General features: G+C 34.8%; 21 protein-coding genes and 1 riboswitch. Of the genes, 12 read left to right on the top strand and 9 right to left on the bottom strand.

Annotation, left to right across the window (positions count from 1 at the left end):
* Positions 1-109: 109 nt before the first annotated feature.
* The 6 genes from gatB to I6760_RS12000 form a co-directional block, all read right to left on the bottom strand.
* Complete coding sequence (gene gatB / locus I6760_RS12025; protein WP_196594638.1) at positions 110-1,552, bottom strand: Asp-tRNA(Asn)/Glu-tRNA(Gln) amidotransferase subunit GatB; 1,443 nt, start codon at positions 1,550-1,552, stop codon at positions 110-112.
* Entirely contained in the window at positions 1,552-3,012 is a 1,461-nt protein-coding gene (gatA, locus tag I6760_RS12020; RefSeq protein WP_196594637.1) for an Asp-tRNA(Asn)/Glu-tRNA(Gln) amidotransferase subunit GatA, read from the bottom strand. The genes gatB and gatA overlap by 1 nt, the downstream gene beginning before the upstream one ends.
* Before the next feature lie 57 nt (positions 3,013-3,069).
* Positions 3,070-3,357, bottom strand: a complete 288-nt coding sequence (gene gatC / locus I6760_RS12015) for an Asp-tRNA(Asn)/Glu-tRNA(Gln) amidotransferase subunit GatC (RefSeq protein ID WP_196594636.1) — start codon at positions 3,355-3,357, stop codon at positions 3,070-3,072.
* Positions 3,358-3,475: 118 nt separating this feature from the next.
* Positions 3,476-5,476 (bottom strand): NAD-dependent DNA ligase LigA, encoded by a 2,001-nt coding sequence (gene ligA / locus I6760_RS12010; protein WP_196594635.1) that lies wholly within the window; start codon positions 5,474-5,476, stop codon positions 3,476-3,478.
* Positions 5,477-5,565: 89 nt separating this feature from the next.
* Positions 5,566-7,797 (bottom strand): DNA helicase PcrA, encoded by a 2,232-nt coding sequence (gene pcrA, locus I6760_RS12005; protein WP_196594634.1) that lies wholly within the window; start codon positions 7,795-7,797, stop codon positions 5,566-5,568.
* Between the two features lie 184 nt (positions 7,798-7,981).
* Positions 7,982-9,631 (bottom strand): putative manganese-dependent inorganic diphosphatase, encoded by a 1,650-nt coding sequence (locus I6760_RS12000; RefSeq protein WP_196594633.1) that lies wholly within the window; start codon positions 9,629-9,631, stop codon positions 7,982-7,984.
* Positions 9,632-9,806: 175 nt separating this feature from the next.
* Here I6760_RS12000 and I6760_RS11995 point away from each other — a divergent pair, with 175 nt between their 5' ends.
* Positions 9,807-10,580, top strand: coding sequence for a tRNA 2-thiocytidine biosynthesis TtcA family protein (locus I6760_RS11995; protein ID WP_196594632.1), 774 nt, complete (start codon positions 9,807-9,809; stop codon positions 10,578-10,580).
* Between the two features lie 148 nt (positions 10,581-10,728).
* Here the strand turns inward: I6760_RS11995 and I6760_RS11990 are convergent, their stop codons facing one another.
* Positions 10,729-12,480, bottom strand: coding sequence for an Rqc2 family fibronectin-binding protein (locus I6760_RS11990; protein ID WP_196594631.1), 1,752 nt, complete (start codon positions 12,478-12,480; stop codon positions 10,729-10,731).
* Between the two features lie 198 nt (positions 12,481-12,678).
* Between I6760_RS11990 and hisD the strand changes: the two genes are divergently transcribed.
* From hisD to fmt, 11 genes are all read left to right on the top strand, one after another.
* Positions 12,679-13,947, top strand: a complete 1,269-nt coding sequence (hisD, locus tag I6760_RS11985) for a histidinol dehydrogenase (protein ID WP_196594630.1) — start codon at positions 12,679-12,681, stop codon at positions 13,945-13,947.
* 119 nt (positions 13,948-14,066) lie between these two features.
* Positions 14,067-14,912, top strand: a complete 846-nt coding sequence (gene dapF, locus I6760_RS11980; RefSeq protein WP_196594629.1) for a diaminopimelate epimerase — start codon at positions 14,067-14,069, stop codon at positions 14,910-14,912.
* Positions 14,905-15,837, top strand: a complete 933-nt coding sequence (locus I6760_RS11975; RefSeq protein ID WP_330997972.1) for a YicC/YloC family endoribonuclease — start codon at positions 14,905-14,907, stop codon at positions 15,835-15,837. The genes dapF and I6760_RS11975 overlap by 8 nt, the downstream gene beginning before the upstream one ends.
* A 115-nt stretch (positions 15,838-15,952) precedes the next feature.
* On the top strand, positions 15,953-16,225 hold the full coding sequence (gene remA / locus I6760_RS11970; protein WP_196594628.1) for an extracellular matrix/biofilm regulator RemA: 273 nt from the start codon (positions 15,953-15,955) through the stop codon (positions 16,223-16,225).
* Between the two features lies 1 nt (position 16,226).
* A complete protein-coding gene (gene gmk, locus I6760_RS11965; protein ID WP_196594627.1) occupies positions 16,227-16,841 on the top strand; it encodes a guanylate kinase in 615 nt (204 codons plus the stop codon).
* 2 nt (positions 16,842-16,843) lie between these two features.
* Entirely contained in the window at positions 16,844-17,056 is a 213-nt protein-coding gene (gene rpoZ, locus I6760_RS11960) for a DNA-directed RNA polymerase subunit omega (RefSeq protein ID WP_196594626.1), read from the top strand.
* Positions 17,056-18,258: a bifunctional phosphopantothenoylcysteine decarboxylase/phosphopantothenate--cysteine ligase CoaBC gene (coaBC, locus tag I6760_RS11955; RefSeq protein WP_196594625.1), complete on the top strand. Its 1,203-nt coding sequence runs from the start codon at positions 17,056-17,058 to the stop codon at positions 18,256-18,258. The genes rpoZ and coaBC overlap by 1 nt, the downstream gene beginning before the upstream one ends.
* Before the next feature lie 46 nt (positions 18,259-18,304).
* Positions 18,305-18,407, top strand: a riboswitch (SAM riboswitch).
* Positions 18,408-18,484: 77 nt separating this feature from the next.
* Positions 18,485-19,675, top strand: a complete 1,191-nt coding sequence (metK, locus tag I6760_RS11950) for a methionine adenosyltransferase (protein ID WP_196594624.1) — start codon at positions 18,485-18,487, stop codon at positions 19,673-19,675.
* A gap of 130 nt (positions 19,676-19,805) precedes the next feature.
* A complete protein-coding gene (gene priA / locus I6760_RS11945; RefSeq protein WP_196594623.1) occupies positions 19,806-22,214 on the top strand; it encodes a primosomal protein N' in 2,409 nt (802 codons plus the stop codon).
* A gap of 63 nt (positions 22,215-22,277) precedes the next feature.
* The gene (gene def, locus I6760_RS11940) at positions 22,278-22,748 is read left to right on the top strand and encodes a peptide deformylase (RefSeq protein ID WP_196594622.1); all 471 of its coding nucleotides are present in this window, start codon (positions 22,278-22,280) and stop codon (positions 22,746-22,748) included.
* Positions 22,741-23,673: a methionyl-tRNA formyltransferase gene (gene fmt, locus I6760_RS11935; RefSeq protein ID WP_196594621.1), complete on the top strand. Its 933-nt coding sequence runs from the start codon at positions 22,741-22,743 to the stop codon at positions 23,671-23,673. The genes def and fmt overlap by 8 nt, the downstream gene beginning before the upstream one ends.
* A 45-nt stretch (positions 23,674-23,718) precedes the next feature.
* Here the strand turns inward: fmt and I6760_RS11930 are convergent, their stop codons facing one another.
* Both I6760_RS11930 and I6760_RS11925 read right to left on the bottom strand, forming a co-directional pair.
* Complete coding sequence (locus I6760_RS11930) at positions 23,719-24,960, bottom strand: alkaline phosphatase family protein (RefSeq protein ID WP_196594620.1); 1,242 nt, start codon at positions 24,958-24,960, stop codon at positions 23,719-23,721.
* A 26-nt stretch (positions 24,961-24,986) separates the two neighbouring features.
* Positions 24,987-26,270, bottom strand: a complete 1,284-nt coding sequence (locus I6760_RS11925) for an ABC transporter substrate-binding protein (protein ID WP_196594619.1) — start codon at positions 26,268-26,270, stop codon at positions 24,987-24,989.
* Positions 26,271-26,273 lie beyond the last annotated feature (3 nt).

The raw sequence follows: 26,273 nt of genomic DNA, 5'->3' as shown, positions 1-26,273 counted from the left end.
AAAAACTGAGAACAGTTTGATTATCAGGCAAAATAAATGATTTTGCTGGTTTCTTTCATTAATATATAGCTTTTTATTAAAAATTTATATAAACTATATATTTGCATAATTAATCTAATTTCTCTTTTAATAATTTATTGACAACAACAGGATTTGCTTTTCCTTTACTTTTTTTCATAACCTGGCCTACTAAAAACCCAATAGATTTTTTATTTCCCTTTTTATAATCATCAACCGGTTTAGGATTTTGTGATAAAACTTCATCTACAATTTTTTCAATGGCAACTGTATCAGTTATTTGAACTAATCCTTTTTCTTTTACAATAGTTTCAGGTGTTTTTTTTGTCTGCCACATTTCACCAAAAACTTTTTTGGCAATCTTAGAAGAAATTGTTCCTTTTTGAATAAGTATTATCATGTCAGCAAGATTTTTTGCTGACACAGGTGATTCACTTATATTCTTATTTTCAGCATTAAGCTCCTTCGCCAAATCACCCATTATCCAGTTTGCAGCTAATTTTGCATCAGCACCTTTATTAGTAACTTCATCAAAATATTCAGCCATTGCCCGTGAAGTCGTAATAATACTAGCATCATAAGCTGATAAACCAAAATCGTTTATTAGTCTAGTACGGCGGGCATCGGGCAATTCTGGTAAATTCTTTTTATAAGCTGCAATTTCTTCATCTGTTGTAATTATAGGAACTAAATCTGGTTCTGGCATATAACGATAATCCTGGGCCTGCTCCTTGGTTCGCATCGATAAAGTAATACCCTTACCATCATCCCATGTCCTTGTTTCCTGAACGATACACCCACCATCTTCAAGAATTTCTTTTTGTCGTTCAATTTCGTAGTCAAGAGCATTTTCCACCATTTTAAAGGAATTTAAATTTTTCATTTCTGCTTTTGTCCCTAATTTTTCTGTTCCTACAGGACGTAAGGAAACATTGACATCAGCACGAAGATTGCCCTCTTCCATTTTACAATTAGATACATCTATATATTCTAATACAGATTTTACTTTTTCCATATAGGCACGAGCCTCTTCGGGAGTTCTCATGTCTGGTTCGGAAACAATTTCAATTAATGGCACACCCGTACGATTATAATCAACATTAGAACTTGCCGAATCTTTTATGGTGTTTCCTGAATGAACTAACTTACCGGCATCTTCTTCCATATGAATCCTTGTTATGCGAATTCGTTTTGTTTTTCCTTTTGTTTCAATGTCGATATAACCATATTCTGCAATTGGCAAATCATATTGAGAAGTCTGGAAATTTTTAGGTAAATCAGGATAATAATAATTTTTTCTGTCAAATTTGCTGTAATTATTTATTTTACAATTAAGGGCAATTCCTGCTTTTATTGCAAATTCTACTACTCGTTTGTTTATAACAGGTAATACTCCTGGTAGTCCCAGACATACAGGACATACGTGCGTGTTTTGCGGGGCTCCAAAGGTCGTAGCACAACCACAGAAAATTTTAGTATTGGTTTTTAGCTCACTATGTATTTCTAAGCCAATTACTGCTTCATAATTTGTCATTATTCCACCCCCGAAAATTTCTTATGAAAATCATTGCTTTGTTCATAAGTATAAGCTGTCTTTATTATAGTTTCCTCGTCAAGTGGTTTTCCAATAATCTGCATTCCTATAGGAAGTCCATCCCTGCTAAAACCACAAGGCAAGGAAATCCCCGGAAGTCCTGCCAGATTAAGAGGAACAGTACATATGTCTTGTAAATACATTTGCAGAGGATCATTTATTATAGATCCTATTTTATAAGCAGGTGTTGGTGCATTAGGTGCAACAATAATATCCACTTTTTCAAAAGCTTTATCATAATCCTCCTTAACCAGTGTACGTATCTTTAACGCCTTCAAATAGTACGCATCATAGTATCCTGCACTAAGGGCATAATTACCAATCATTATACGTCGCTTTACTTCATCGCCAAACTTAGCAGTACGTGTATTGGTCATCATTGCTACAATATCCTCACCTGGCACACGAGCTCCATAGCTAACTCCATCATAACGTGATAAATTGGTAGTTGCTTCTGCTGGAGCAATAAGATAATATGCTGCAATGGCATATTTCGTATGCGGCAGGGATATATTTCTTACTTCTGCCCCCATCGCTTCTAAATCTGAAACGGCTTTTTTTACAGCTGTATAAACTTCTTTATTCATGCCTTCTATGAAAAATTCTTTTGGAATACCAATTTTGAGTCCTTTTACATTTTGTACTAATGATTTTGTATAATCAGGAATGTCTTTTTTTATAGAGGTAGAATCTTTTTCATCATAGCCTGAAATTATATTCAAAATATTAGCACAGTCTGTTACATCACGCGTAAGCGGCCCAATTTGATCAAGCGAAGAAGCATATGCTATCAACCCATAACGGGATACTCTTCCATAAGTTGGTTTCATACCTACTATTCCACAAAAAGATGCTGGCTGCCTTATAGAACCGCCTGTATCAGAGCCCAAGGCCCATGCAGCTAGTCCACTGGCCACAGCTGCTGCTGAACCGCCACTTGATCCACCAGGTACATACTCAGTATTCCAAGGATTATGCGTAGTAAAAAAGGCAGAATTTTCCGTTGATCCACCCATAGCAAACTCATCCATGTTTGTCTTTCCTAATATTATGGCTTTTTCTTTGTTTAATTTTTCCATAACAGATGCATTATAAGGCGGTACGAAATTTTTAAGCATTTCAGATGCACAAGTTGTTTTTGTACCTAACGTACATATATTATCCTTAACTGCTCCAGGCAGTCCTGTCAAAAAATTTATTTTCTTGCCATTAGCTATATCAGCATCAACTGTTTCAGCTGTTTTAAGTGCAGTATCTGACATCTTTGTTATATATGCCCCTATTTTATTGTCAAAACTATTTATACGGGCAATAAAATTCTTCGTCATCTCAACTGCTGTTATTTCCTTATTTTCAAGCATATCATGTAAAACATGTGCTGGTTGTTTATATAAATCCACTTAAATCCCCCTCAAATCATGCTTAATTATAAACTATAAAAAAGTCGAGCAGACATATTATTCAATAATTCTTGGTACCTTAAAATATCCGTCTTCCTTTTCAGGAGCATTAGATAAAGCCGCTTCCCTATCCAATGATGGCTTTACTATATCATCGCGAAATACATTCTGGAGCGGTAATACATGTGCTGTGGGTTTTACATTTTCAGTATCAGCTTTCTGAATCACATCTACATATTCAAGAAAATTATTGAGATCGTTAATGTATTTATCCATTTTATCAGCAGAAACACTGAGCCTTGATAACACAGCTACATTTTCAACATCTTTTTCAGTAACTTTCACTATTGTCACCATCCCATTATTATTACAAACATCATTAATTATATCATATAACACATTAATATTCTTTAAATATCATTTAATCTAATAAACTATACTCATATATTGTTATCAGTATTATTTAAGATTGAAGCAACAACTTCAATTTAGTTTCATCTAAAATTTTTATATTTAATTTCTGCGCTTTTATCAATTTGCTGCCTGCATTTTCACCGGCAATTAAATAATCTGTTTTTTTCGAGACACTTCCAGTTATTTTTCCACCGGCAGCTTCTATCATCGCAGCTGCTTGTGCTCTACTAAAAGAAGACAATGTACCAGTTAATACAAATGTTTTTCCAACTAAACTGCCAGATTGAACTGATTCATTAGTTTCTTCCATGTTCACGCCGGCATTTTGTAATTTTTCCAAAACAATACGATTTTTTTCCTCTTGAAAAAAGCTGAAGATGAGTCCCGCACTTATTGTACCAATATCATTTACTTCCAAAATTTCCGCAACTGAAGCGTTACTAAGAGCCCTTATCCCATGAAAATATCTTATAAGCGCCTGTGCTGCTGCTTTTCCTACATTAGGAATTCCCAATCCTGCCAATAATCTCCAGGGACTATTTTTTTTCGAATCCTCAATTTTCTGCAAAAGTTTATCGGTATTTTTCTCCTTGCCAACTATTCCCTTATCTATAAGATCACTGCGATGCTCTTTTAAATAATATATGTCAGAAATATTATTTATATATTTTTCCGTAATCAGCCTTTTTATATATTTTTCGCCAAATCCCTTTATATCCATAGCATTGCGTCCCACAAAATTTATTAACCGGCCTTCTAACTGGGCAGGACAGTTAATATTAGTACACCGCACATCAGCCGTATTTTCATCACGTACTGCCAAAGCCCCGCATACAGGACAACGGTTGCCTATTTTGAAAACAGGCAGTTCCTTTGTTCTTCGTTTTTTTAATACACAGCGTATTTTAGGTATGATTTCACCTGATTTATATACTCTGATAATATCTCCTACACGAATATCGAGAGAATCTATAAAGTCCTGATTATGCAGTGTAGCCCTTTCTACTGTTGTGCCACATAGCTGTACAGGTTCAAATACAGCTGTAGGAGTAATGCGGCCTGTCCTTCCTACGGATAAATTTATAGCTATAAGTTTTGTATCCTTTTCTTCTGGTGGATATTTATAAGCAATAGCCCAGCGTGGTACTTTAGAAGTAGCACCAAGTTGTTCACGCTGCTTAAGGTTGTTAACCTTTATAACAGCTCCATCTATATCATAAGGCAAATTACCTCTTCGCCGGGCAATTTGCTCTATGGCGTTCCATACTTCTTCTTTTGTTTTGCAAACTGTATATCCATGAATAATGCTTAATCCCTGTTCTTTGAAATAACGGAATGTTTCATCATGATTTACAAATTGCTTTCCCTCTGCCTTTTGCAGATTAAATATAAAAATAGCCAGCTGACGCTCCTTTATTATACTGCTGTCAAGCTGTCTGAGTGTTCCAGCGGCACAATTACGCGGATTAGCGAATAATTTTTTTCCTAATGATAACTGTTTTTTATTCACAGTCTCAAAAGCTTGGCGTGTCATATAAACTTCACCACGGACTTCTAAATAAGGCAGTTTATCAATAAGATTCTTCTTTATTCCCTGTAAATTTAATGCGTTTATCGTTACATCTTCACCCTCAACGATTCCATCACCCCGGGTTATAGCCATTTTTAGCTGCCCATCATAATACCGTAAGGCTAATGATAACCCATCTATTTTTTCTTCCACAACAAATTTACAGCTGTCTAGTTCCTGCTGTAGTGAATCAATAAAATTTTCTACTTCACTACGAGAAAATACATCCTGCAAACTTAACATAGGTACGTCATGTTTTACTAAAATGCCCGCTTTTCGTTTAGCATTTCCGCCAACTCTCTGGGTAGGAGAATCACTTGTTACAAGTTCAGGATTTTCTCCTTCTAATTTCTTTAGCTGCAGCATAAGTTGATCATACTCATAATCAGAGATTTCCGGGGAATCATCATTATAATATAAATTATTATGATAATTTATTTTCCGTCGCAAAGCGTTGATTTGCTTTTTTATATCAGACACAATTACTCTCCTTTTATATTATAAATTAACAATTTATAATCATTCCAAAAGGGCCTTCAAACTAAATTTTAATAAAGATCAACCATATATTATACTTTTTTTATTGGAGCATATTTCTGCATTAATTTTTTTATTCCTAAATCAGGAAAAGCTATTGTAAGCTGAGTTTCTTCTCCGCTGCCGCTTACAGCAACTATCGTTCCTATTCCCCATTTACTGTGTTGTGCTTTATCGCCAGCTTTCCATTTTAAATTCATATCAGGCCTTACAACCGGACCTGTTTTCCCTTTTAAATTAGTTTTAGCAGCGGGTGGTGTCCGAAGATAATTTTTGTTATTCTTTATTTGTTCTTTTTTTACATTAACAAAACCACCAACGTTAGCCATAATCTGGGATTGCTTTTTTTCAACATATTGCGCAGGGATTTCCTGTAAAAATCTGGATGGAGGATACATTACGGTTCTTCCGTATATGGTTCTGCTTTTAGCATTAGTCAAATAAAGTTTCCGCTGTGCCCTTGTTATTCCAACATAACAGGTACGTCGTTCTTCTTCTATTTCTTCTTCATCCATCAGTGTCCGTGAATGGGGAAATAAACCTTCTTCCATTCCGGCCATAAATACTATTGGAAATTCCAATCCCTTTGCTGAATGAAATGTCATGAGAGTAACCTTGTCCTCATCAAAATCAGCATTATCAATATCTGCAACAAGCGAAACAGAATTCAGAAAATTTTCCAATGTAGGTGTTTCAGCGTTTTCCTTTTCAAAATCTTTGGCTACACTTAATAACTCTTTTAAATTTTCGATCCGCGTTTCATTTTCGATTTTTTGTTCAGCCTGAAGTTCAATCATGTAACCTGATTCATCCATTACCTGCTGGATAAACTCATTGACCGGCAATTCCGTCACAGATGCAATCATTTTAAAAATAAATTGTGAAAATGCCGCTAGAGCATTTCTAGCTTTAGTAGTCAATCCCGGTACTATGTCATTACTGGAAATAGCATCAAAAATTCCCATATTATTTGCTTGGGCAAATTCAATTATTTTATTTAAAGTAGTATTTCCTAAACCTCTCTTGGGAACATTTATAATTCTCATAAGGCTTACTGTATCTTCAGGATTAAATATGACTTTTAAATAAGCCATTATATCTTTTATTTCTTTTCGATCATAGAACTTCAGCCCGCCTACCATAGTATATGGAATTCCCGCGCGCATAAGCCCTTCTTCCAATGAACGTGACTGTGCATTTGTTCGATATAATACTGCAATATCATTATAAGAAATATTGAACAGTGTATTTTGCTTTAGCACATTATCCGCGATATAACGAGCCTCATCCCGTTCATTAAACGCTTCATACAAAGAAATCTTATCTCCCTGAGGATTTTCAGTCCACAAGTTTTTAGGCTTGCGATTCAGGTTATTTTGTATAACAGCATTGGCCGCTTCCAAAATATTTTTCGTTGATCGATAATTCTGTTCCAGTTTTATTACCTTGGCTTCAGGATAATCTTTTTCAAAATCCATTATATTTCTTATATCAGCACCACGCCACCCATATATAGATTGGTCGGCATCCCCTACCACACATATATTGCGATATTTTGCCGATAAAATTTTTGTCAATCTATATTGTGCCCCATTGGTATCCTGATATTCATCAACTAAAACATAATGGAACCTTTCCTGATATTTTTCCCGTACTTCCCTACTGTTTTCTAGTAATTCAACAGAGATTCTTAGCAAATCATCAAAGTCAAGAGCATTATTTTCTACTAAATGTTTTTGATACATAGTATATATTTCGGCGGTTTTTTGTTCAAAAAAGTCTCCTGCCTGCACAGTAAAATCCTTTGGCGCAAGCATCATATTTTTCGCATTGGATATTGCTGCCTGAATATTATAGGGACTGTATTGTTTTTCATCGAGATTCAATTCTTTCAGACAATTTTTTATCAAGGTCTGTGAATCTGCTGTATCATAGATAGTAAAATTTTTTTTATATATATTAGTATGTTCTATTTCCCTTCTCAGCATACGGGCACAGAAAGAATGAAATGTGCTGAGCCAAACATTTCTGGCATTATCACCGATCATTTTGTCAGCACGATCACGCATTTCAGCAGCAGCTTTATTAGTGAAGGTTATTGCTAAAATATTATATGGAGATATGCCTTTTTCCAAAAAGTATGCTATTTTGCATGTAAGAACCTTTGTCTTACCCGACCCCGCTCCAGCCATTATCAGCAATGGCCCGTCAACATGTTCAACAGCTTTTTTCTGTACTGGATTTAATCCATCAAATATACCCAAAATAATCTCCCTTTATTCTCTTATATCAATGCAGTAAATTTACTAATTTTTACTATACACACAATTATCCGCTCTTCATTTATTGCCTCAAAATTCAACAGTAATTTAAAGAGCGGACATAATTTGTCAAATAAAAAAATAAACGCTGCCACATTATCAATAGCTAATACAGCAGCGTTTAGTATTAATTATTTATATGTTTCTTAACCGCTTCTGTAAGCTGCGGTATAATTTGTTTTTTACGCGACATAACCCCTGGTAGATAAATCATATTCTGGGAAGAATCCTTATTAAAGGCTTCACCTATAATTGTATTTGGTTTTCCTGTGAATAAAAGATTTGTAGCTTCTTCCAAAATATTTGTGATCATGACCAGACTCATGTCATAATTATCTTTTTTACAAAGTTTATTCATATTTTCCAGTAGTTCATTTTTACGTTTTAAAATATCTCCACTATCCATTACTGAAGTTTGGCTGACAATTATTTTTCTATTTCCCAATTGAAATTCTTTCATGTCATTTTTCACTATTTCCATAGCCGTCATGTTTCCTATATCAGAACCCGCTTTTAAAAGTTCCATCCCATATTCTTCTATATTTACATCAGCTATTTGAGCCAGTTTTTCAGCATTTTCCCTGTCATGCGGTGTACATGTAGGCGATTTGAATAATACTGTATCAGAAATTATGGCAGAGAGCATTAATCCTGCTATTTTTTTTGGTATTGCCACATTATATTGAAAATACATATCGGAAATGATTGTATTAGTGCAGCCAACTGGTGCCTGCCTTGTAAATATAGGCTCACTCGTTTGCATACCACCTAATCGGTGATGATCAATTATTTCCAATACTTGTGCCTCTTCTATACCCTCTATAGCTTGTGTCGGTTCATTATGATCTACTAAAATAAGCTGTGTCTTTTCCGGAACCATAAGTTTGTCACTGCTTACCATTCCTATAACATGCTTATTTTCTATAATTGGATAACTGCGAAATTTTTTCTTTTCCATAACACCTTTTATATCACTAAGCATATCTGTAGGTTTAAAGCATGTAACATTCTTTTGCATAATTTGGCGAACAGGTACACATTGATTTATAAGCCTGGCGCAAATATAAGTGTCATATGGTGTAGATAATAAAATTATATTTTTCCGGCGGGCTTCCTCTATTACATCCGCAGAAATATTGCTACTCCCTGTGATAATAAGACAGGCTATGTTACGTTCTAGACAAGCCTTTAATGCGGTAAACTCTCTATCTCCTACTAAAACAATATCATTTGCTTTGATAAATTTATCTATTGTATGCTGACTGCCATCTGCAATACGTACTTCTCCCTTAATTACTTCGTTTTTATTTCCATCAACAATTATTTGCCCATCAACAACTGATAAAATATTGCTGATTGTTATTTTGGTATTAGAAAAACTCTGCATTCCCAAATCTTCAAAATAACGTCTGGCTAGGTCACTGACCGTAATTATACCGGTTAGTTCGTTTTTGTCTGATAATACTGGTACAGATTTCGCCCCCGTGTCATGAATTAATTTCCCTAATTTTCGTAAATTATCATGTTCATTTACTGTAACATGTGCTTCGGGGATAATATCACTTACGCGAGGATAAACATCTGTAATAAGTTCAGGTGCCTGCATAGCAAAATAACTTAAGGCAAACTCCGTTTCCTTATTAACTTTGCCTGCTCGCGCAGGTATAACGTTTTCTCCTAACGATTTTTTCAAATTTGCATAGCTGATGGCCGAACAAATAGAATCTGTATCAGGATTTCTATGCCCTATTACATATATCGGCTTTTTTTTACGCATAAAAAACACGACCCCCAAATTTTATATAAAAATGATATAATAATATATTTATTGTATATTATTATACAACAAAATAGCCCTATAACAAAAGGTTTATACAAGATTTTTCTTTAAATTAACTTGTTTTACAGTTTTTATGCTATAATCTGATAAAAGAAAAGGAGCAATTTGGTAAATGAAGATAAATATACCCCAGCAATACTTCAGCAAACTTATGCGTGCTATTGTGGAATTTGATCTAATAAATAACAATGACAATATTTTAATCGGTTTATCCGGTGGTAAGGACAGCTTATTTCTGACTTATGCATTAGCTGTTTTACGTGAACGTCTTAATAAAAAATTCCAATTACGAGCAATTACTATTAATCCGTTGTTTACAAATGATTTTAACACATCTACTTTATATGATTTTTGCTGCAAACTCGGAATAAATTACTCTGTTCATAAAGTCAATATAAAAAAAGCCATTACAGACAGCGGAAAAAAACCTTGTTTTACCTGTGCTTATTTTCGCCGCGGGGCAATAAACCGTATTGCTTTGGAAAAAGGATGTAATAAAGTTGCCTATGCCCATCACCATGATGATGCTGTAGAAACATTTTTTATGAATTTATTATACTCAGGGCAAATAAAGACTTTTACTCCTTCCACATATCTTAATAAAACCAAATTGACAGTAATTCGTCCCTTGATTTACTTTCGTGAAAAAGAAACCCGTGATGCGGTAAAGTATCATGGCGTAACACCCCTTGCTTCTCCCTGTCCTATAGACGGCAAAACAATGCGCCAGAACACAAAGGACCTTATCATCAACATGAATAAAAAATATCCTTTTTTTTATGAACATTTATCAGCTGCACTCAGAGAAAACGCCATTGGCAGTTTGTGGCCTGCTGTTTTAAATCGTAAAGAAATGAAGAAAAAATATGATAATTTTATCCAATGAAATGGTCATATTACAGTATATGACATTCTAAATACCTATGATATTTGAAATGAAAATTTTTCTTATAACACACTGATGCAATAAGCATGTGAAAAATCCTTATGTGCTTTATAAGTAATATACAATTTATTTTCGTTTTTTATTTTCGTTAAATTTTATTTCTCAAAAAAGAATTTATTTTCTCTTTGTCAGGTGTTACATATATTGTTTTATTATTAGTAAAAATAACAAATCCCGGTTTAGCTCCAGACGGTTTTTTTACAAATCGGCAGTATGTATAATCTACCGGCACCTTAGAAGAGATTCTTCCCTTAGAAAAATAAGCTGCCAACAGCGCTGCTTCTTTTATTGTTGCAATATCCGGGACGGTACCTTCGGTTTTTACGATAACATGCGAACCGGGTATATCTTTGGTGTGAAACCACATATCATCCGGTTGGGCTGTTTTTAAAGTTAGTTTATCGTTTTGAAAATTATTTTTGCCAATTAATATTGTTATACCGCTGTTTAATAAAAATTCAAAGGGCTTGGAAGGCTGCACTGACATTTTTTTACGTTTTTCTGCTCTCATATAGCCGCCCTTAATCAATTCATTTTTTATGTCAGTCAATTCTGCAATACCATCTGAAGAAACAAGCGCAGCTTCTATTGTAGCAAGATATTCCATATTCTTTTTACATTCGTCAAGCTGTTTAGCTAATATTTTTTGGGCCCGTCGTAATTTGTCATATTTATGATAGTACTTTTGCATATTTTGTAATACGGTCAATTTTCGATCCATTGGTATCTTTATCAGCCCACTGTCTGTATCATATATGTCAGGAACAATAATTTCATTATCAGCATGATCTTTAAACTCATACTGATAAGTCATAATATTGTCCGCTTTTATTTTTTCATCAGCTGCATTTTGCGAATGATGCCATTCCTTCAGCAGTTTTTTTTCTTTACCACTTTGCTTATTAAGCTCATTGGCTGCTATTTTTTTTAATTGCTCTTTCATTGGGGAAACATAATCATCAACTAATTTATGCGCATTTTCCAGCATTTGACTCATTGTTACAAATTTCTGGCTGATATATGGAGAAAAACCATCTAAAGGGAATGCTGCCATGGCAATGATTTTATTATTGTCATTTGTTATTAGTGTCGGGACAAAATCCTTGTCATAATAAATCTTAACAATTTCCTCTATAGCCTTGGATAATGATAAATAATCATTATCATCAAGTTTTTCTACTGTGATATCAAGGGGAAGTCCTGCCAAAAATAATAATTCTTTTACTGTCACTGGACCAAAACCGTCTCCTGCATTTAAAACAGCTTTATATAATTTTTCCGCAGTATTTTCTTTTATCAGGGTAATAAACTGATTTATATCAGTGAGGACATTAATGCTATTTTGCTTCGGCGGAGTAAAATATTCCTGCTGCGGTAAAACAGTACGGACACGGCTACTATTTGTTCCCACACGACGTAATGAATCTATTATAATATTATTTTGAGTAAGTATAATGTTACTATACTTTCCCATTAATTCCACATAAATTTTCTTTGTTACTAACAATCCGCCAGTTCCTAAACTGTCCACTTCTATAACTGCAATTCGATCCAATCCCACCTGATAAATTTTGGCAATCCGCCCACCTTCAAGCTGTTTTCGTAAAAGCATACAAAAAGCAGGTGGTTCAGGTGGATTTTCCGGTGATTTATTTACAATAGTCATAGAAGCAATACGTGGATCTATAGAAATATGTAAAATATGTGTTACACCCGGTAGTCGCACAGATATATATACATCTGATCTGCGTGGCTGACTAATTTTATCGATACGTCCTCCGCTCAATAAATTATTAAGTTCGTATATAACTGCATAAAGAGAAAAACCATCAATTCCCATAAAATTATGCCTCATTTCTTAAAAAATATAAAATAATATCAGTAAACTATAGATGAATAATAGTAGATTGAGTATAGCATTTTAGTAAAATATGGTCAAATAATGCTGATGTAGTCTTGCATTAATCTACAATAAACGATAAAATAGCAATAATAATTTCTTAATTTACCTAATTAAAATAAAAAAGGATGAGAAAAATTGAAAATTATAAAACAAGCTGAACAAAAAACATATGGACGCAGTGCAGAGTTAACCACCAGTGTTGCCAGCATAATAAAAAACGTACGACAAAATGGTGATTCTGTTTTAAAAGAATTAAGTAAAAAATTTGATAAAATAGACCTTCCGTCTTTAAAAATTACAAAAGAACAGATAAAAAGAGCCTATGACCAAGTAACACCTGAAACCATAAAACAATTAAAATTTGCTGCCGAGCAAATTTCATTTTATGCGCAAAAACAAATGGACTGTCTGCAAGAACTAAAAACTCCCAGCAAAATTGCTGGTGTTACTTTAGGGCACAAACTCATTCCAGTAAAATCATGTGGAGCCTACGTCCCTGGAGGCAGATATCCCCTTCCTAGTACAGCACTAATGTTATCAATTCCTGCTAAAATTGCCGGAGTAAAAAGAATAGTTGCTGTAAGTCCAGCAACAGGAAAATACGGAACAATTCATCCTGCTGTATTAGTGTCCATGGACATAGGCGGTGTGGATGAAATTTATTGTGTTGGCGGAGCGCAGGCTGTTGCCGCATTGACTTATGGCACAAAAACTATACGCCCGGTAGATATGATCGTAGGACCTGGCAATAAATTTGTAACCGAAGCCAAACGACAAGTATTGGGAGAAGTAGGTATAGATAGTCTTGCTGGTCCAAGTGAGGTGCTTATTATTGCCGATGGAACCACTAACCCTGAATACACAGCAATAGATTTACTGGCCCAAAGTGAACATGATCCCAGTGCCAGAGCTACATTAATAACCACGGATTCAAATTATGCTCAGAAAGTACAAGAAAAACTAGAAAGTTTTGTAAAAGACTTGTCTACAGGAAAAACTGCTTATAAATCATGGCAGGACAATGGCATAATAATTCTTGCTGATGATAAAAACGAAATGGTGAACATTGCCAATGAAATGGCTCCTGAACATTTGGAAGTACAGACAGCAGATAGTATTGAGCTAAGTAAAAAATTAGTTAACTATGGATCACTGTTTATCGGAGAATATACACCTGTAGCTTTTGGTGATTATTGCTCCGGGACAAATCATACATTGCCCACGATGCGTACTGCCAGATATTCTAATGGTGTATATGTAGGTACATTTATAAGAACATTATTTTATCAGCATATAACTAAAACAGGCTGTAGAAATCTTTCTAATGCCTGTATGCATTTAGCAGAAGTAGAAGGTCTTATGGCACATAAAAAATCTGTGTCAGTAAGACTTAATGATAAATAAGTTTTTTGTATTTCACAATATGTAATAATAAAATAACTTGTTAAAAACATATATGTTGCATTAAATTAAAATAGATATTACAATTATTGTGTATGACTATAAGGTCAGGAGGGTCTAATATGCAATTTAACTTTACTAAATGGCAGGGATGCGGTAATGATTTTGTTCTTGTTAATGGATTGACAAAAGATATAATATCTATTCAGCAACAAGTTTCAGCAATCTGTAACCGGAGTTTTGGTGTTGGTGCTGATGGTGTGATTTTTATTCTGCCATCGCAAAAATGTGATTTTCGTATGCAGATATTTAACTCTGATAGCTCTGAAGCTGAAATGTGTGGTAATGGAATACGCTGTTTTGCCCGTCATGTATATGAATGTGGGTTGACAGATAAATCATCAATAACAGTGGAAACTAAAGCCGGGATTATAAAACCCCAGTTAATTTCCTGTGATTCAAAAGAAAACTTAGTAAAAGTAAACATGGGTAAACCTATTTTAAAGGCCAATGAAATTCCTGTGTCAGGTTTTTCCGATAACCATATTATTTCTGAATCAATAACTGTTGATAATAAACAATTTAAAATCACATGTGTATCTATGGGAAATCCTCATTGTGTTGTTTTCGTTGATAATATCGCTGATGTAGATATAAAAAAATGGGGTCCTGTTATAGAAAAATATAAAATTTTCCCTAATAAGACTAATGTTGAATTTGTCGAAGTCATAAATCGTTCAACACTCCGTATGCGTGTATGGGAACGTGGTGCAGGTATCACCCTTGCATGCGGTACAGGTGCCTGTGCAACTTTGACTGCCGCTGTATTAAATAATCTCTGCGAAAAAACAGCAGCGGTTAATTTAGACGGGGGAACTTTATCTATCGAATGGAATGAAACTGATGGCAGCATTTATATGACAGGTCCAGCAAAAAAAGTATTTGAAGGTATATATTATAGTGAATAATTTAAAAACAGAAAACTTGGATATACGCAGTATGACGGGCTTTGGAACAGCTGTCTGCGAAAAAGAAAATTATAAAATAAGTATTGAGATAAAATCAGTCAACAACCGCTATAAGGATGTTTCTTCTCATTTACCACTGGGGCTTCGTTCTCTAGAAACTATAATCAATGATCATTTAAATAAATATTCTTTACGTGGTAAAATTGATATTTATATCAATTTTACTGATAATACCGGTGACAGTAATTCTTTATTGATTGATAAAGATCTTGCACTTGCTTATTATAATGCATTAAAGGAATTATCCACTGCAATAAATAAACCGGACAAAAATATCATTCCTGACAGCCTGTCTTTTTCCGAACTGATAAAGTTTTCGGCTTATCCTGGTATATTAGTAAAAGAAGATAAATTTCCTAACATAAAAGATCTTCAAAGTGACTTTACAAAAACATTTGATACTGCGCTAGAACTATTTATTAAAATGAAATTAAATGAAGGCAAAAACCTTTGTAAAGATATACTATACCGCGTTGAAATAATTTACAAAAAAACTGATCAGCTATGTGAATTAGCACCAGCAATAGTTGAAAAATACAGGCAGAATTTGGTAGCTGCACTAGGTGAATATCTTACTGCTAACTCCATAGATCAGACACGCATTATTCAAGAAACAGCTATTTATGCTGAAAAAACAAATTACACAGAAGAAACTACCCGATTAAAAAGCCATCTAACCCAGTTTAAAGAGACTATTCAAAATGGCGGCAATATTGGCCGAAAATTAGATTTTATTGTCCAGGAAATGAATCGGGAAATTAATACTATTGCCTCAAAAGCAAATTCTGCTAAGGCCGGACAGCTTGTTGTCGATGTAAAAGGTGAAATTGAAAAAATCCGTGAACAAATACAAAATATTGAATAATATATGATTATAAAACACCTGCAAATTCGTAAAAGACCGCTATAGAAGTGAACACTACGGATATTTTAGTGAATTCACCTGCAGGAAAATTAAATCATAGGAAAGGCTGGCTTTTATGAGTATTAAATTAATTAATATTGGCTTTGGCAATATCGTTTCTGCAAACAGAGTAATTGCTATTGTCAGTCCGGAATCTGCACCTATCAAACGGATTATTCAAGAGGCACGTGAAAAAGGGATGCTGATTGATGCTACCTATGGAAGACGTACACGCGCCGTAATAATTGTTGATAGTGATCATGTAATTTTATCTGCTATTCAACCTGAAACAGTAGCTAATCGTATAATTGATGATAATGTTGAAATAGTAAAGGATAAAGATAAATAATATGTCCAAAAAAGGAAATTTAATCATTATTTCAGGTCCTTCCGGTACGGGTAAAGGTACTGTCTGCAAAAAATTATTAATGAAAAATAAAAATGTTTTTTATTCAATTTCAGCTACTACGCGAAACCCCAGACCCAATGAAAAAAATGGCCGTGAATATTGGTTTACAAGCAAAAGTGATTTTGAGAAAATGATCAAAGAAAACAAGCTTTTAGAATGGGCTAATGTTTATGGAAACTATTATGGCACGCCACTTGATAAAATAAATGACCTGCGCATAAAAGGCATAGATGTCTTGCTGGAAATAGATACTCAAGGTGCATTGTCTGTCATGCGAAAAATATCACATGGCGTGTTTATATTTCTTCTGCCTCCTTCCTTAAAGGAATTGAAACGAAGAATTTGCGGACGAGGTACAGAAACAAAAGCAGTTATCGAAAGACGCTTTGGGGCAGCTGTTGGTGAAATAGAGTTGGGAAAACGTTATGATTATATTGTTATAAATAGAAATATTAATCATGCGGTAGAACAAATAAATGCTATAATAACTGCTGAACATTGTAAAACAAATAACAATTTAAAAATTCTTGACAGAGTAAAAAATGAGGAGATATGAATATGGATATAGTAAATCCGTCAATGGATGAATTGATGCCAAAAGTTGATAGTAAATATACTCTTGTTGTTCTAGCATCTAAACGTGCTCGTCAACTTTTGGATGGGGCAAAAGTAAAAGCGGAAAAAACATCAACTAAAAATGTCACAAATGCTTTAGAAGAAGTAGCTGAAAACAAAATAACATATCAACGCGTAAAAAATGGGATAAAATAATGTTAAAAGGGAAAAATATATTATTAGGAGTCTGCGGTGGTATTGCAGCTTATAAAGCAGTTGAAGTGGCAAGCAGTCTGAGAAAAAAAGGCGCACATGTCGATGTTATTATGACTGATGCAGCAACTAAATTTGTTACGCCCTTGACATTTCAGGAAATAACGGGAAATCCGGTCAGTTTTTCCATGTGGGAAAAAGTGCATACATGGAATGTTGAACATATTGCTTTAGCTAAAAAGGCAGATCTTATATTAATTGCTCCAGCTACAGCAAACATTGTTGGCAAAATTGCTTCAGGAATTGCTGATGATATGCTTTCTACTACACTCATGGCATCTACTGCTCCCATTTTTTTAGCTCCGGCAATGAACACGAATATGTATAATAATCCTATTTTCCAGCATAATCTGAAACTACTACAGGATATTGCCCATTATAATATTATCCCGGCAACCACTGGCCATTTAGCATGTGGCAACGCCGGCATAGGGCGTTTTCCCGACCCAGCTGATATAATAGAAATAATTGAAAAATTTTTAGGACAGAAAAAAGATTTAATTGGTAAAAATATTCTGATTACTGCTGGAGGAACACGTGAACCAATAGATCCAGTCAGATATATAGGTAATCGTTCTAGTGGAAAAATGGGCTATGCACTGGCCGAAGAAGCTGCTAGGCGGGGAGCAAAAGTTACTCTGATTTCTGGACAAACATCACTAACTGTTTCTTCTTCTATTGAACTTATAAAAATAGAAACAGCAAAACAAATGCAGCAATATGTTGAAGAAAAATTTACTGACAGTGATATTATTATTATGGCTGCTGCTGTCGCTGATTATTGTGTATCAAAGGTTGCTGAACAAAAAATAAAAAAAGCTGCTAATAATTTTACTATCAATCTTGTAAAAAATCCTGATATTTTATTAAATTTAGGAAACAAGAAAAATCCTGGACAAATTCTTGTAGGGTTTGCTGCCGAAACACAGAATCTTATAGAATACGCTCAAGAAAAATTAAAACGTAAAAACCTTGATATGATCATTGCCAATGATGTAAGTAAAAGTAATGCCGGATTCAACTCTGATACAAATATAGTAAAGATAATTACCAAAAATAAATCCGTAGAAGACATACCATTAATGAAAAAAACAACACTTGCTGGTATTATCCTTGATAAAATCCAAGTAATGGAAAACAGTTGACATTTATTATCAAAGAGAGTATTATATAGCAAGAAAAAAGAATAGAAACTCATCAAGAGCAGTGGAGGGACAGGCCCCATGAAACTGCGGCAACCATTGATTTTATCAAACGGTGCTAATTCCTTTAGGTTTTACCTATGAGATGAGAGTAGGCATTTAAAAGCTCTCTTTCATTGAGAGCTTTTATTTTTTTATTGTATCAAATTTTTTATTTTGGAGGAAGAAAATGGCTCAAAAACGTATACTATTCACATCAGAATCAGTTACAGAAGGTCATCCTGATAAAATTGCTGATCAGATTTCTGATAGTATTTTAGATGCAATTTTAGAACAGGATCCCCAGGGACGCGTTGCCTGTGAAACTCTTATTACCACAGGCCAAGTTCATGTAGCTGGAGAAATATCCACTAAATGTTATGTAGATATTCCTAAAATAGTTCGCAGCAAAATAAAAGAAATTGGTTATACACGAGCTAAATATGGCTTTGATGCATCAACCTGTGGTATATCAGTTTCTATTGATGAACAATCTCCCGATATCGCGATGGGCGTAAATGAAGCCCTTGAAGCAAAAGAAGGAAAAATGGAGGCTGAAGATGCTATCGGTGCTGGTGATCAGGGCATGATGTTTGGTTATGCAACTAATGAAACACCAGAATATATGCCATTTCCTATAGCTATGGCTCATCGTTTATCACGCCGTCTGGCAGAAGTTCGTAAAACCGGGGAATTAAAATATTTGCGTCCTGACGGTAAAACCCAGGTAACTGTTGCTTATGAAAACGGTCGTCCCGTGCATATAGAAGCCATTGTAGTTTCAACACAGCATGGTCCTGAGGTTTCTCTGGAAACCATAGAAAAAGACATAAAGGCAAAGGTAATTAATCCTATTGTACCTATTGATATGATAGATGAAACTACTAAATATTTTATAAATCCTACTGGTAAATTTGTCATTGGCGGACCGCAGGGTGACTGTGGACTTACCGGACGTAAAATAATTGTTGATACATACGGTGGCATGGCCCGTCACGGCGGCGGGGCTTTTTCGGGAAAAGATCCAACAAAAGTCGACCGTTCTGCTGCTTATGCTGCTCGTTATGTAGCTAAAAATGTTGTAGCTGCAGGCTTAGCAGATAAATGTGAAATACAGCTGGCTTATGCTATTGGCGTGGCCTATCCGGTATCTATTATGGTTGACACCTTTAATACAGCTAAAATTTCAGAAGAAAAAATTTCTCAAATTATAAATGATAATTTTGATCTGCGTCCAGCCGGAATAATAAAGATGCTCGATCTGCGTCGTCCTATATATGCCCAAACAGCCGCTTACGGTCATTTTGGCCGCACCGATATAGATCTTCCCTGGGAACATACTGACAAGGCAGCTATATTAAAAACTGCCGCCGGCCTGTAATCAGATAAATTTCCATAAAATACTCCTTGACAATAATTTTTTTGTTAAGGAGTATTTTTATTATCCTTAATAAATCTTGTTTCTGCAATAAGAATATGATTATGTTATAATTATAATGGTGATTTAAAATATGAAAAAAGCAGCCGATATTTTTATAAATATCCCGGTAAAAACTATTGCAAAAAGTTTTACGTATATAATTCCCACCCAATTTAAATTTGTCCAAAAAGGATGCCGGGTTGTTGTCCCATTTGGTCCGAGAAAGATAGAGGGATTTGTTGTTAATATTTATTCAATAGATCAAAAACCATCGAACCAGCCTTTGAAAGAAATTGCCGATGTAATTGACACAGAACCATATTTTACAAACAAGATCCTCCAAACTGCTCAATTTATAGCTGACTTTTATCTTTGTTCATTCGGTGAAGCGTTGCGCCTATTTATTCCTGGCAAAAATAGCATAAAACTACGCCGTATATATAAGACTGTTCCTGTCAAAAAACTGCTGTCCGGACAGGAAAAGCTAATATATGATTTTATAAGTTCTCATCCTGGCAGTGATCTCAAACAGATACAAACTTCTTTTTCCGACAGAGATATAGCTATTTCTATGAAATCCTTACTAGAAAATGGTTCAGTAATCTATGACTATTCTTATAAAAACAGAACTAAAAAAATATATGAAAATTATATACAGATAAATAAAAATATTGTCACTCCAGAACTTTTAAAAAAAATTTCCCGAAAAAGAAAGCAAAAGGAAGCTTTAGAGTTCTTATCAGATGGCAAACTGCATAATATCAATGAACTTTACAATAATAATTTTTCCCGTAACATTATAAAAGCACTACTAACTGATAATTATATACTTTTAATAAAAAAACAGATTTTTCGCAACAGTTATTGCCATATTATCGCGCGCGATGATAAAAAAATAAATCTAACTACAGAACAACAGGCTGTTATGAATACTATAAATCCATTCATCAGCCAAAGTACTGCTAAAACTTTTTTATTACATGGTGTTACTGGCAGCGGAAAAACTCAGATTTATATTGAAACGGCTCGTAGTGTCCTATCAAAAAATAGACAGGCCTTAATTCTCGTACCAGAAATAGTACTGACTGGACAACTGGTCTTTTCTTTGAAAAAATATTTTGCCGATGAAGTAGTCGTGATCCACAGCCGGCTTACAATCAGTGAACGCAATGATGCTTTCACCCGTATTCGGACAAACAATGCTCGAGTCATAATCGGCGCCCGTTCGGCTATTTTTGCTCCATTTGCTGATTTGGGACTTATCGTGATGGATGAAGAACATGATGCTTCATACAAACAAGATGAATCACCCCGATACCACACTCGTGATATTGCCGAAAAAATGTCGCAGCTTTATAATGCTGTTTTAATTTTAGGCAGTGCTACTCCATCTATAGAAAGTTATTTTAACGCTATAAAAGGGAAATACACCCTTTTGACTATGCCGCATAGAATAGATAACCGGCCGCTGCCTCAAATAAAATGTATTGATATGAGGGAAGAATTAAAACTGGGAAACCACCATATTTTATCCCGACCACTTGCCGCACTCATTGAAAATACATTAACGCAAAAGCAACAGATTATTATTATGCTAAACCGGAGAGGATATTCAACTTTTGTGATGTGCCGCTCCTGCGGCTTAGTGATAAAATGTCCCCAATGCGGTCTGCCACTGGTCTATCATCGGGGTAATTATCTACAATGCCACCATTGTGATATAAGAATGAACGTACCGGATGTCTGTCCTTCGTGCCAAAGCCATTATATAAAGTATTTTGGCTCTGGTACTGAAAAACTAGAACAAGAATTGAAAGAAACTTTTCCTGATGCCCGCGTGATTCGGCTTGACCGTGATACCACTGGCAAAAAAATGGCGCAGCAAAAAATACTTACTGCTTTTAAAACAGGTAATTACGATATTTTACTCGGTACCCAAATGGTAGCTAAAGGACATGATATTCCTAATGTTACAGCAGTCGGTATAATAAGTGCTGATGCCAGCCTTAATATGCCGGATTTTCGTGCACCAGAAAGGTGCTTCGGCCTCATTACTCAGACAGCCGGCAGGGCAGGACGGGGAAAATTCAAGGGTCATGTAATAGTTCAAAGTTATAATCCTGATCATTATGCAGTTTTAGCAGGAATCAAACAAAATTATGATGAGTTTTATAATCACGAATTGAAACTCCGCCGAGAATTATTTTATCCGCCTTTTGCAAAACTTATAAAATTAACTATTCAAAATGAGCAAGAAATAATGGCATTAAAAAAAGCCGATAAAATACGAAATCTGTTTAAAGAAAACTTTACCGATAGTAATAACTATCAAATAATCGGGCCAGCGCCGTCAGTAATAGCTAATTTTCGTGGAATATACCGATTTAATCTGCTGATAAAAACTACTGACCAGATCGAGGTATGTTTATTTCTACGCAAGCTCAACCTGGATACTGATAAAGAAGTTAAAATAGATATAAATCCGTTAAATACAATGTGATTTGTGTTTTTTCCCGTACAATGATAGAATTATTAGAGAAATATATGGAGATGATAATTAAATATGTCAGCACTAGAAATAAAAAAAATTGGCTCGCCCGTATTGAAACAAAAAGCTGAAACAGTGGAAAAAATTGACAGCACTATAAGAAGGCTGCTTGATAATATGGCTCAAACAATGTATGATGCTGATGGAGTAGGATTAGCCGCTCCACAAGTAGGAATTTCCCAAAAAGTTATCGTTATTGATATAGGTAATGGATTAATCGAATTGATCAATCCTGAAATTGTCCGTAAAAGCGGCAGTATGACAGGTATAGAAGGTTGTTTGAGTGTCCCCGGAATGAGCGGTCAGGTTGAGCGTTTTGCTGATGTATCAGTAAAATTTCTCAATCGTCGTGGCAAACAGCAGCGCATAACAGCTAAGGGAGATCTACTCTCTCGTTGCCTACAGCATGAAATTGACCATTTAGATGGCATATTATTTGTGGATAAGGCACTTTCCCTAGTTAAAGAGGGAGATAAAAATGCCTAAATTTAGAGCTATTTTTATGGGAACACCAGATTTTGCTGTTCCCTGTTTGGCAAAATTATGCGAAATATGCAATGTTGTCACAGTAATAACACAACCTGACAAAAAAAGAGGCCGTGGACAAAAACTAACCCCTTCTCCAGTAAAGACATTTGCCTTGGAACATAATATTCCTGTTTTACAACCAGTAAAAATAAAAGAATTTTCTTTTGTAAAAAAACTAGCGGATTTAAAACCAGATATAATTATTGTCGTAGCTTTTGGTCAGATTTTATCGCAAGCTATACTTGATATTCCACCTAAAGGATGTATCAATGTCCATGCTTCACTACTGCCTCGTTACAGAGGTGCCGCTCCTATTCACTGGGCAATTATCCGCGGTGAGAAAGAAACCGGCGTAACTACTATGTATATGGACGCCGGCCTTGATACCGGTGACATAATCTTAAATGATAGTATACAAATTACCGATGACATGACTACAGAAGTTTTGCATGATAAACTTATGATTATGGGAGCAGCTCTTCTGGATAGAACAATAAAACAGATTGAAACTGGTACAGTCCAAAGAAAAGCACAGGATGATGCATTATCTACTTATTCTCCACTACTGAATGATACAACCTGTCGTATTGAATGGAAAAAATCTGCTTTATCTATCCATAATCAGGTACGTGGTCTTAATTCGTGGCCAGTTGCTTATAGTATATTGGAAGGTAAAAAAATTAAAATATGGCAGACGGCCTTATCTGAAGAAAATTTTCTTCATCCGGGAGAAATAGTCAGAATAACTAAACACGGTTTTCTTGTTGCTGCTGAAACGGGTTCTATAGAAATTTTAGAATTACAGGCACCTAATAAAAAAAGGATGAGTGCCAGGGATTATATTAATGGACATAAACTCACTCTGCCTTTAACATTTGAATAAAAAATTGCCCATAATCGTAATTATGGGCAATTTTTTATTCAAATGTTAAAATATAGCATGTCCTTGAGCTGTATTCATATCTATTCCCATTATTTTAAGCATTGTAGGAGCTTCATCTACCTGAGCCACGCCTTCTATAATATTTCTAGGCAATGTACTGTTATGAATAATGAAACATGGCTTTTCGCCTCGTTCCGGCAAATGCCCATGTGTTGATAAAGATGATTTGTAATCATCACTGTTACATTCCAGCACCAGTTTATCAGTTCGATTACTAAAAGCATAAAAATCAGCTGCTTCAACAACGAATGCAAAATTTCCTGTCAAATGTTCTTTTTTATATTCATCTGGATTCATTATTTCATTTATATATCCAAGGTTTTTAACATATTTTAATATATTATAAATCTTGTCCTTGACAGTTTCATCCTTGATAAATATATGTGCACTAATACCGCAGGACTGAGCATAAGCTGACCATTTTTCTATACGACCATTATCATCAAGTTTAATGAGTCCGCTTTCTTTAAATAAATAATTAAGACAAATATCATGGTTGACCGGCATTTGTCCATGATCCCCAATTAATACAAACGTTGTTTCTTCATAGATACCTGCTTTTTTATAAGCTTCCAGAAGTATGCCCAGCCACTCATTATGAAATTTAAGGGCAAGATTAACCTCCTTTGCATGAGTGCCGTAAACATGACGATAATGATCCAATGTCGTTATATGCACTGCCAAAAAGTCAGGCGTATATTCAGTCACAATTTTTGCCGCAGCTGCTGTTGCAAAGAGATCCTGTTCGGGATATAGTTTCCAATTCCTGATATATTTAAATTCATTATATATCTCTTTTATATTTTTACTACAGTATTTTTCCATAGGATCTTTTTCATATCTATCTGGACTCCATATTTCAGGAATGCAGTAATCAGCTGGTGCTCCTGCACTAACCGGCCACATTATCAATGCTGTGGTCTTTTTTTTCTGCCGCAGATAATCAAGCATTGTGGGAACCTTTATATCTTTATAATACCAATTCCAAAACTTATTATCAGAAAATGGATCTAATTTTTCATTGTGGGTAATTCCCGTCTTTTCTGGATAACAGCCGCTTATTACTGATGCATGACAGGGATAAGTCAGTGTTGGATATACGCAACGGATATCGGGACAAATAACACTATCAGCGAATATCTCCTGAAAATTATTTAAGTTATTGCTATATTTCATATCAGATGTAAAAAATGAGTCAATGCAGATCAATGCTAATTTGTTTTTCATTTTATCCTCTTATTCTTATATACGAATCACTGGTTTAAAATAGCATTACACTTAGCCACTATAGAATCAATTGTTTCTTTAATATTTACATTGCTGGTGAATATTTTATCAAGGGTATTAGTGTAAATTTTTAACATTTCTGTATAATGAGGATTAAATGCTCTTCTATGTCCATATTTTAGCTGATCCACAGCCGTTTTATATTGGGGATGCTTTTTATATAATTCCACTATCTGTGGGTCATTTGCAATACTTTTACGTGTTGGCAGATAGCCTGTTTTTATATGGGATTTTACAGCTTCTTTCGGGCTGGTCATAAATTTTATAAATTCTGCTGCTGCTTCTTTTTGTTTCTCATCAAGCGTATTTGTCATCACCAAGTTACAACCACCAGTCGGTACAGAATTAACTGTATTTTTGGGAATAAAAGCTGTTCCAATTTCAAAACCATTTTGCTTAGAAATAGCTAAATCATTTGAAATATCAGAAGTAGAATCAATGTGCATAGCCAATTGTTGATTAAAAAATGCTGTATTTACATTGTCGGATGCGTTATCGCCATTATAATATTTAAAGTTATTATGCTGTTCACCATCACGATAAAAATTATATAATTTCATAGCTGCACTGCTGTTAAATGTAACAGATTTTTCATCTTTACTAAGTACAGTTGCTCCTGTACAACCCAGCATTGCTTCTATATGCCACGGATCAGTTTCAAAACCATAACCAATAACACCGATATCTGCCAATTTTTTGGCATCTTCAGCTAGTTCTTGCCATGTTGCTGGTCCGTGATCAGGATCTATACCTGCTTTTTTAAATAATGTCTTATTATAATATAAAATAGGAGTTGAACGCAGATAAGGAATACCATAACATTTTTCATCAATATATGAGTTTCCCATTAATCCGGGATAAAAATCGGCAAGATCTTCCTTGCTGAACCATTTATCAAGCGGTACAAGCATATTGGCTTTGGCAAATCTTCCCATACTAGAAATTTCAATAACCGCCACTGCCGGTGCATTTTTTGCCGCAAAAGCTGCTTGAAGTTTATTTTGCAAATCATCATATGTTCCTTGATATTCAGCTGTAACATGTATATGTTTTTCTTTTCCCACTGTATCATTGAATTCTTTGACACGTTCCTTGTTATTTTCGGCAATTTTATCCTGCCATGCATACCAATATTTTAACTGAACCTCACCATTCTTTCCACTGCCTACAGTTGTGCTAAAACCACAGCCGGTAAAAGCGGCAAGCGAAACCATTGCCATTGTTACGGCTGCTATCTTTTTTAAATTCATTTT

This window comes from Pectinatus sottacetonis (genome assembly GCF_015732155.1).
GTDB classification, from domain to species: Bacteria; Bacillota; Negativicutes; order Selenomonadales; family Selenomonadaceae; genus Pectinatus; species Pectinatus sottacetonis.
This window is presented reverse-complemented; position numbering and strand designations above follow the sequence as displayed.

Coding starts and splice junctions, on each gene's coding strand:
- gatB (WP_196594638.1), bottom strand. CDS start 1,552: ATGACAAATTATGAAGCAGTAATTGGCTTAGAAATACATAGTGAGCTA.
- I6760_RS12000 (WP_196594633.1), bottom strand. CDS start 9,631: ATGCGTAAAAAAAAGCCGATATATGTAATAGGGCATAGAAATCCTGAT.
- I6760_RS11995 (WP_196594632.1), top strand. CDS start 9,807: ATGAAGATAAATATACCCCAGCAATACTTCAGCAAACTTATGCGTGCT.
- I6760_RS11990 (WP_196594631.1), bottom strand. CDS start 12,480: ATGGGAATTGATGGTTTTTCTCTTTATGCAGTTATATACGAACTTAAT.
- dapF (WP_196594629.1), top strand. CDS start 14,067: ATGCAATTTAACTTTACTAAATGGCAGGGATGCGGTAATGATTTTGTT.
- remA (WP_196594628.1), top strand. CDS start 15,953: ATGAGTATTAAATTAATTAATATTGGCTTTGGCAATATCGTTTCTGCA.
- gmk (WP_196594627.1), top strand. CDS start 16,227: ATGTCCAAAAAAGGAAATTTAATCATTATTTCAGGTCCTTCCGGTACG.
- rpoZ (WP_196594626.1), top strand. CDS start 16,844: ATGGATATAGTAAATCCGTCAATGGATGAATTGATGCCAAAAGTTGAT.
- coaBC (WP_196594625.1), top strand. CDS start 17,056: ATGTTAAAAGGGAAAAATATATTATTAGGAGTCTGCGGTGGTATTGCA.
- metK (WP_196594624.1), top strand. CDS start 18,485: ATGGCTCAAAAACGTATACTATTCACATCAGAATCAGTTACAGAAGGT.
- priA (WP_196594623.1), top strand. CDS start 19,806: ATGAAAAAAGCAGCCGATATTTTTATAAATATCCCGGTAAAAACTATT.
- def (WP_196594622.1), top strand. CDS start 22,278: ATGTCAGCACTAGAAATAAAAAAAATTGGCTCGCCCGTATTGAAACAA.
- fmt (WP_196594621.1), top strand. CDS start 22,741: ATGCCTAAATTTAGAGCTATTTTTATGGGAACACCAGATTTTGCTGTT.
- I6760_RS11930 (WP_196594620.1), bottom strand. CDS start 24,960: ATGAAAAACAAATTAGCATTGATCTGCATTGACTCATTTTTTACATCT.
- I6760_RS11925 (WP_196594619.1), bottom strand. CDS start 26,270: ATGAATTTAAAAAAGATAGCAGCCGTAACAATGGCAATGGTTTCGCTT.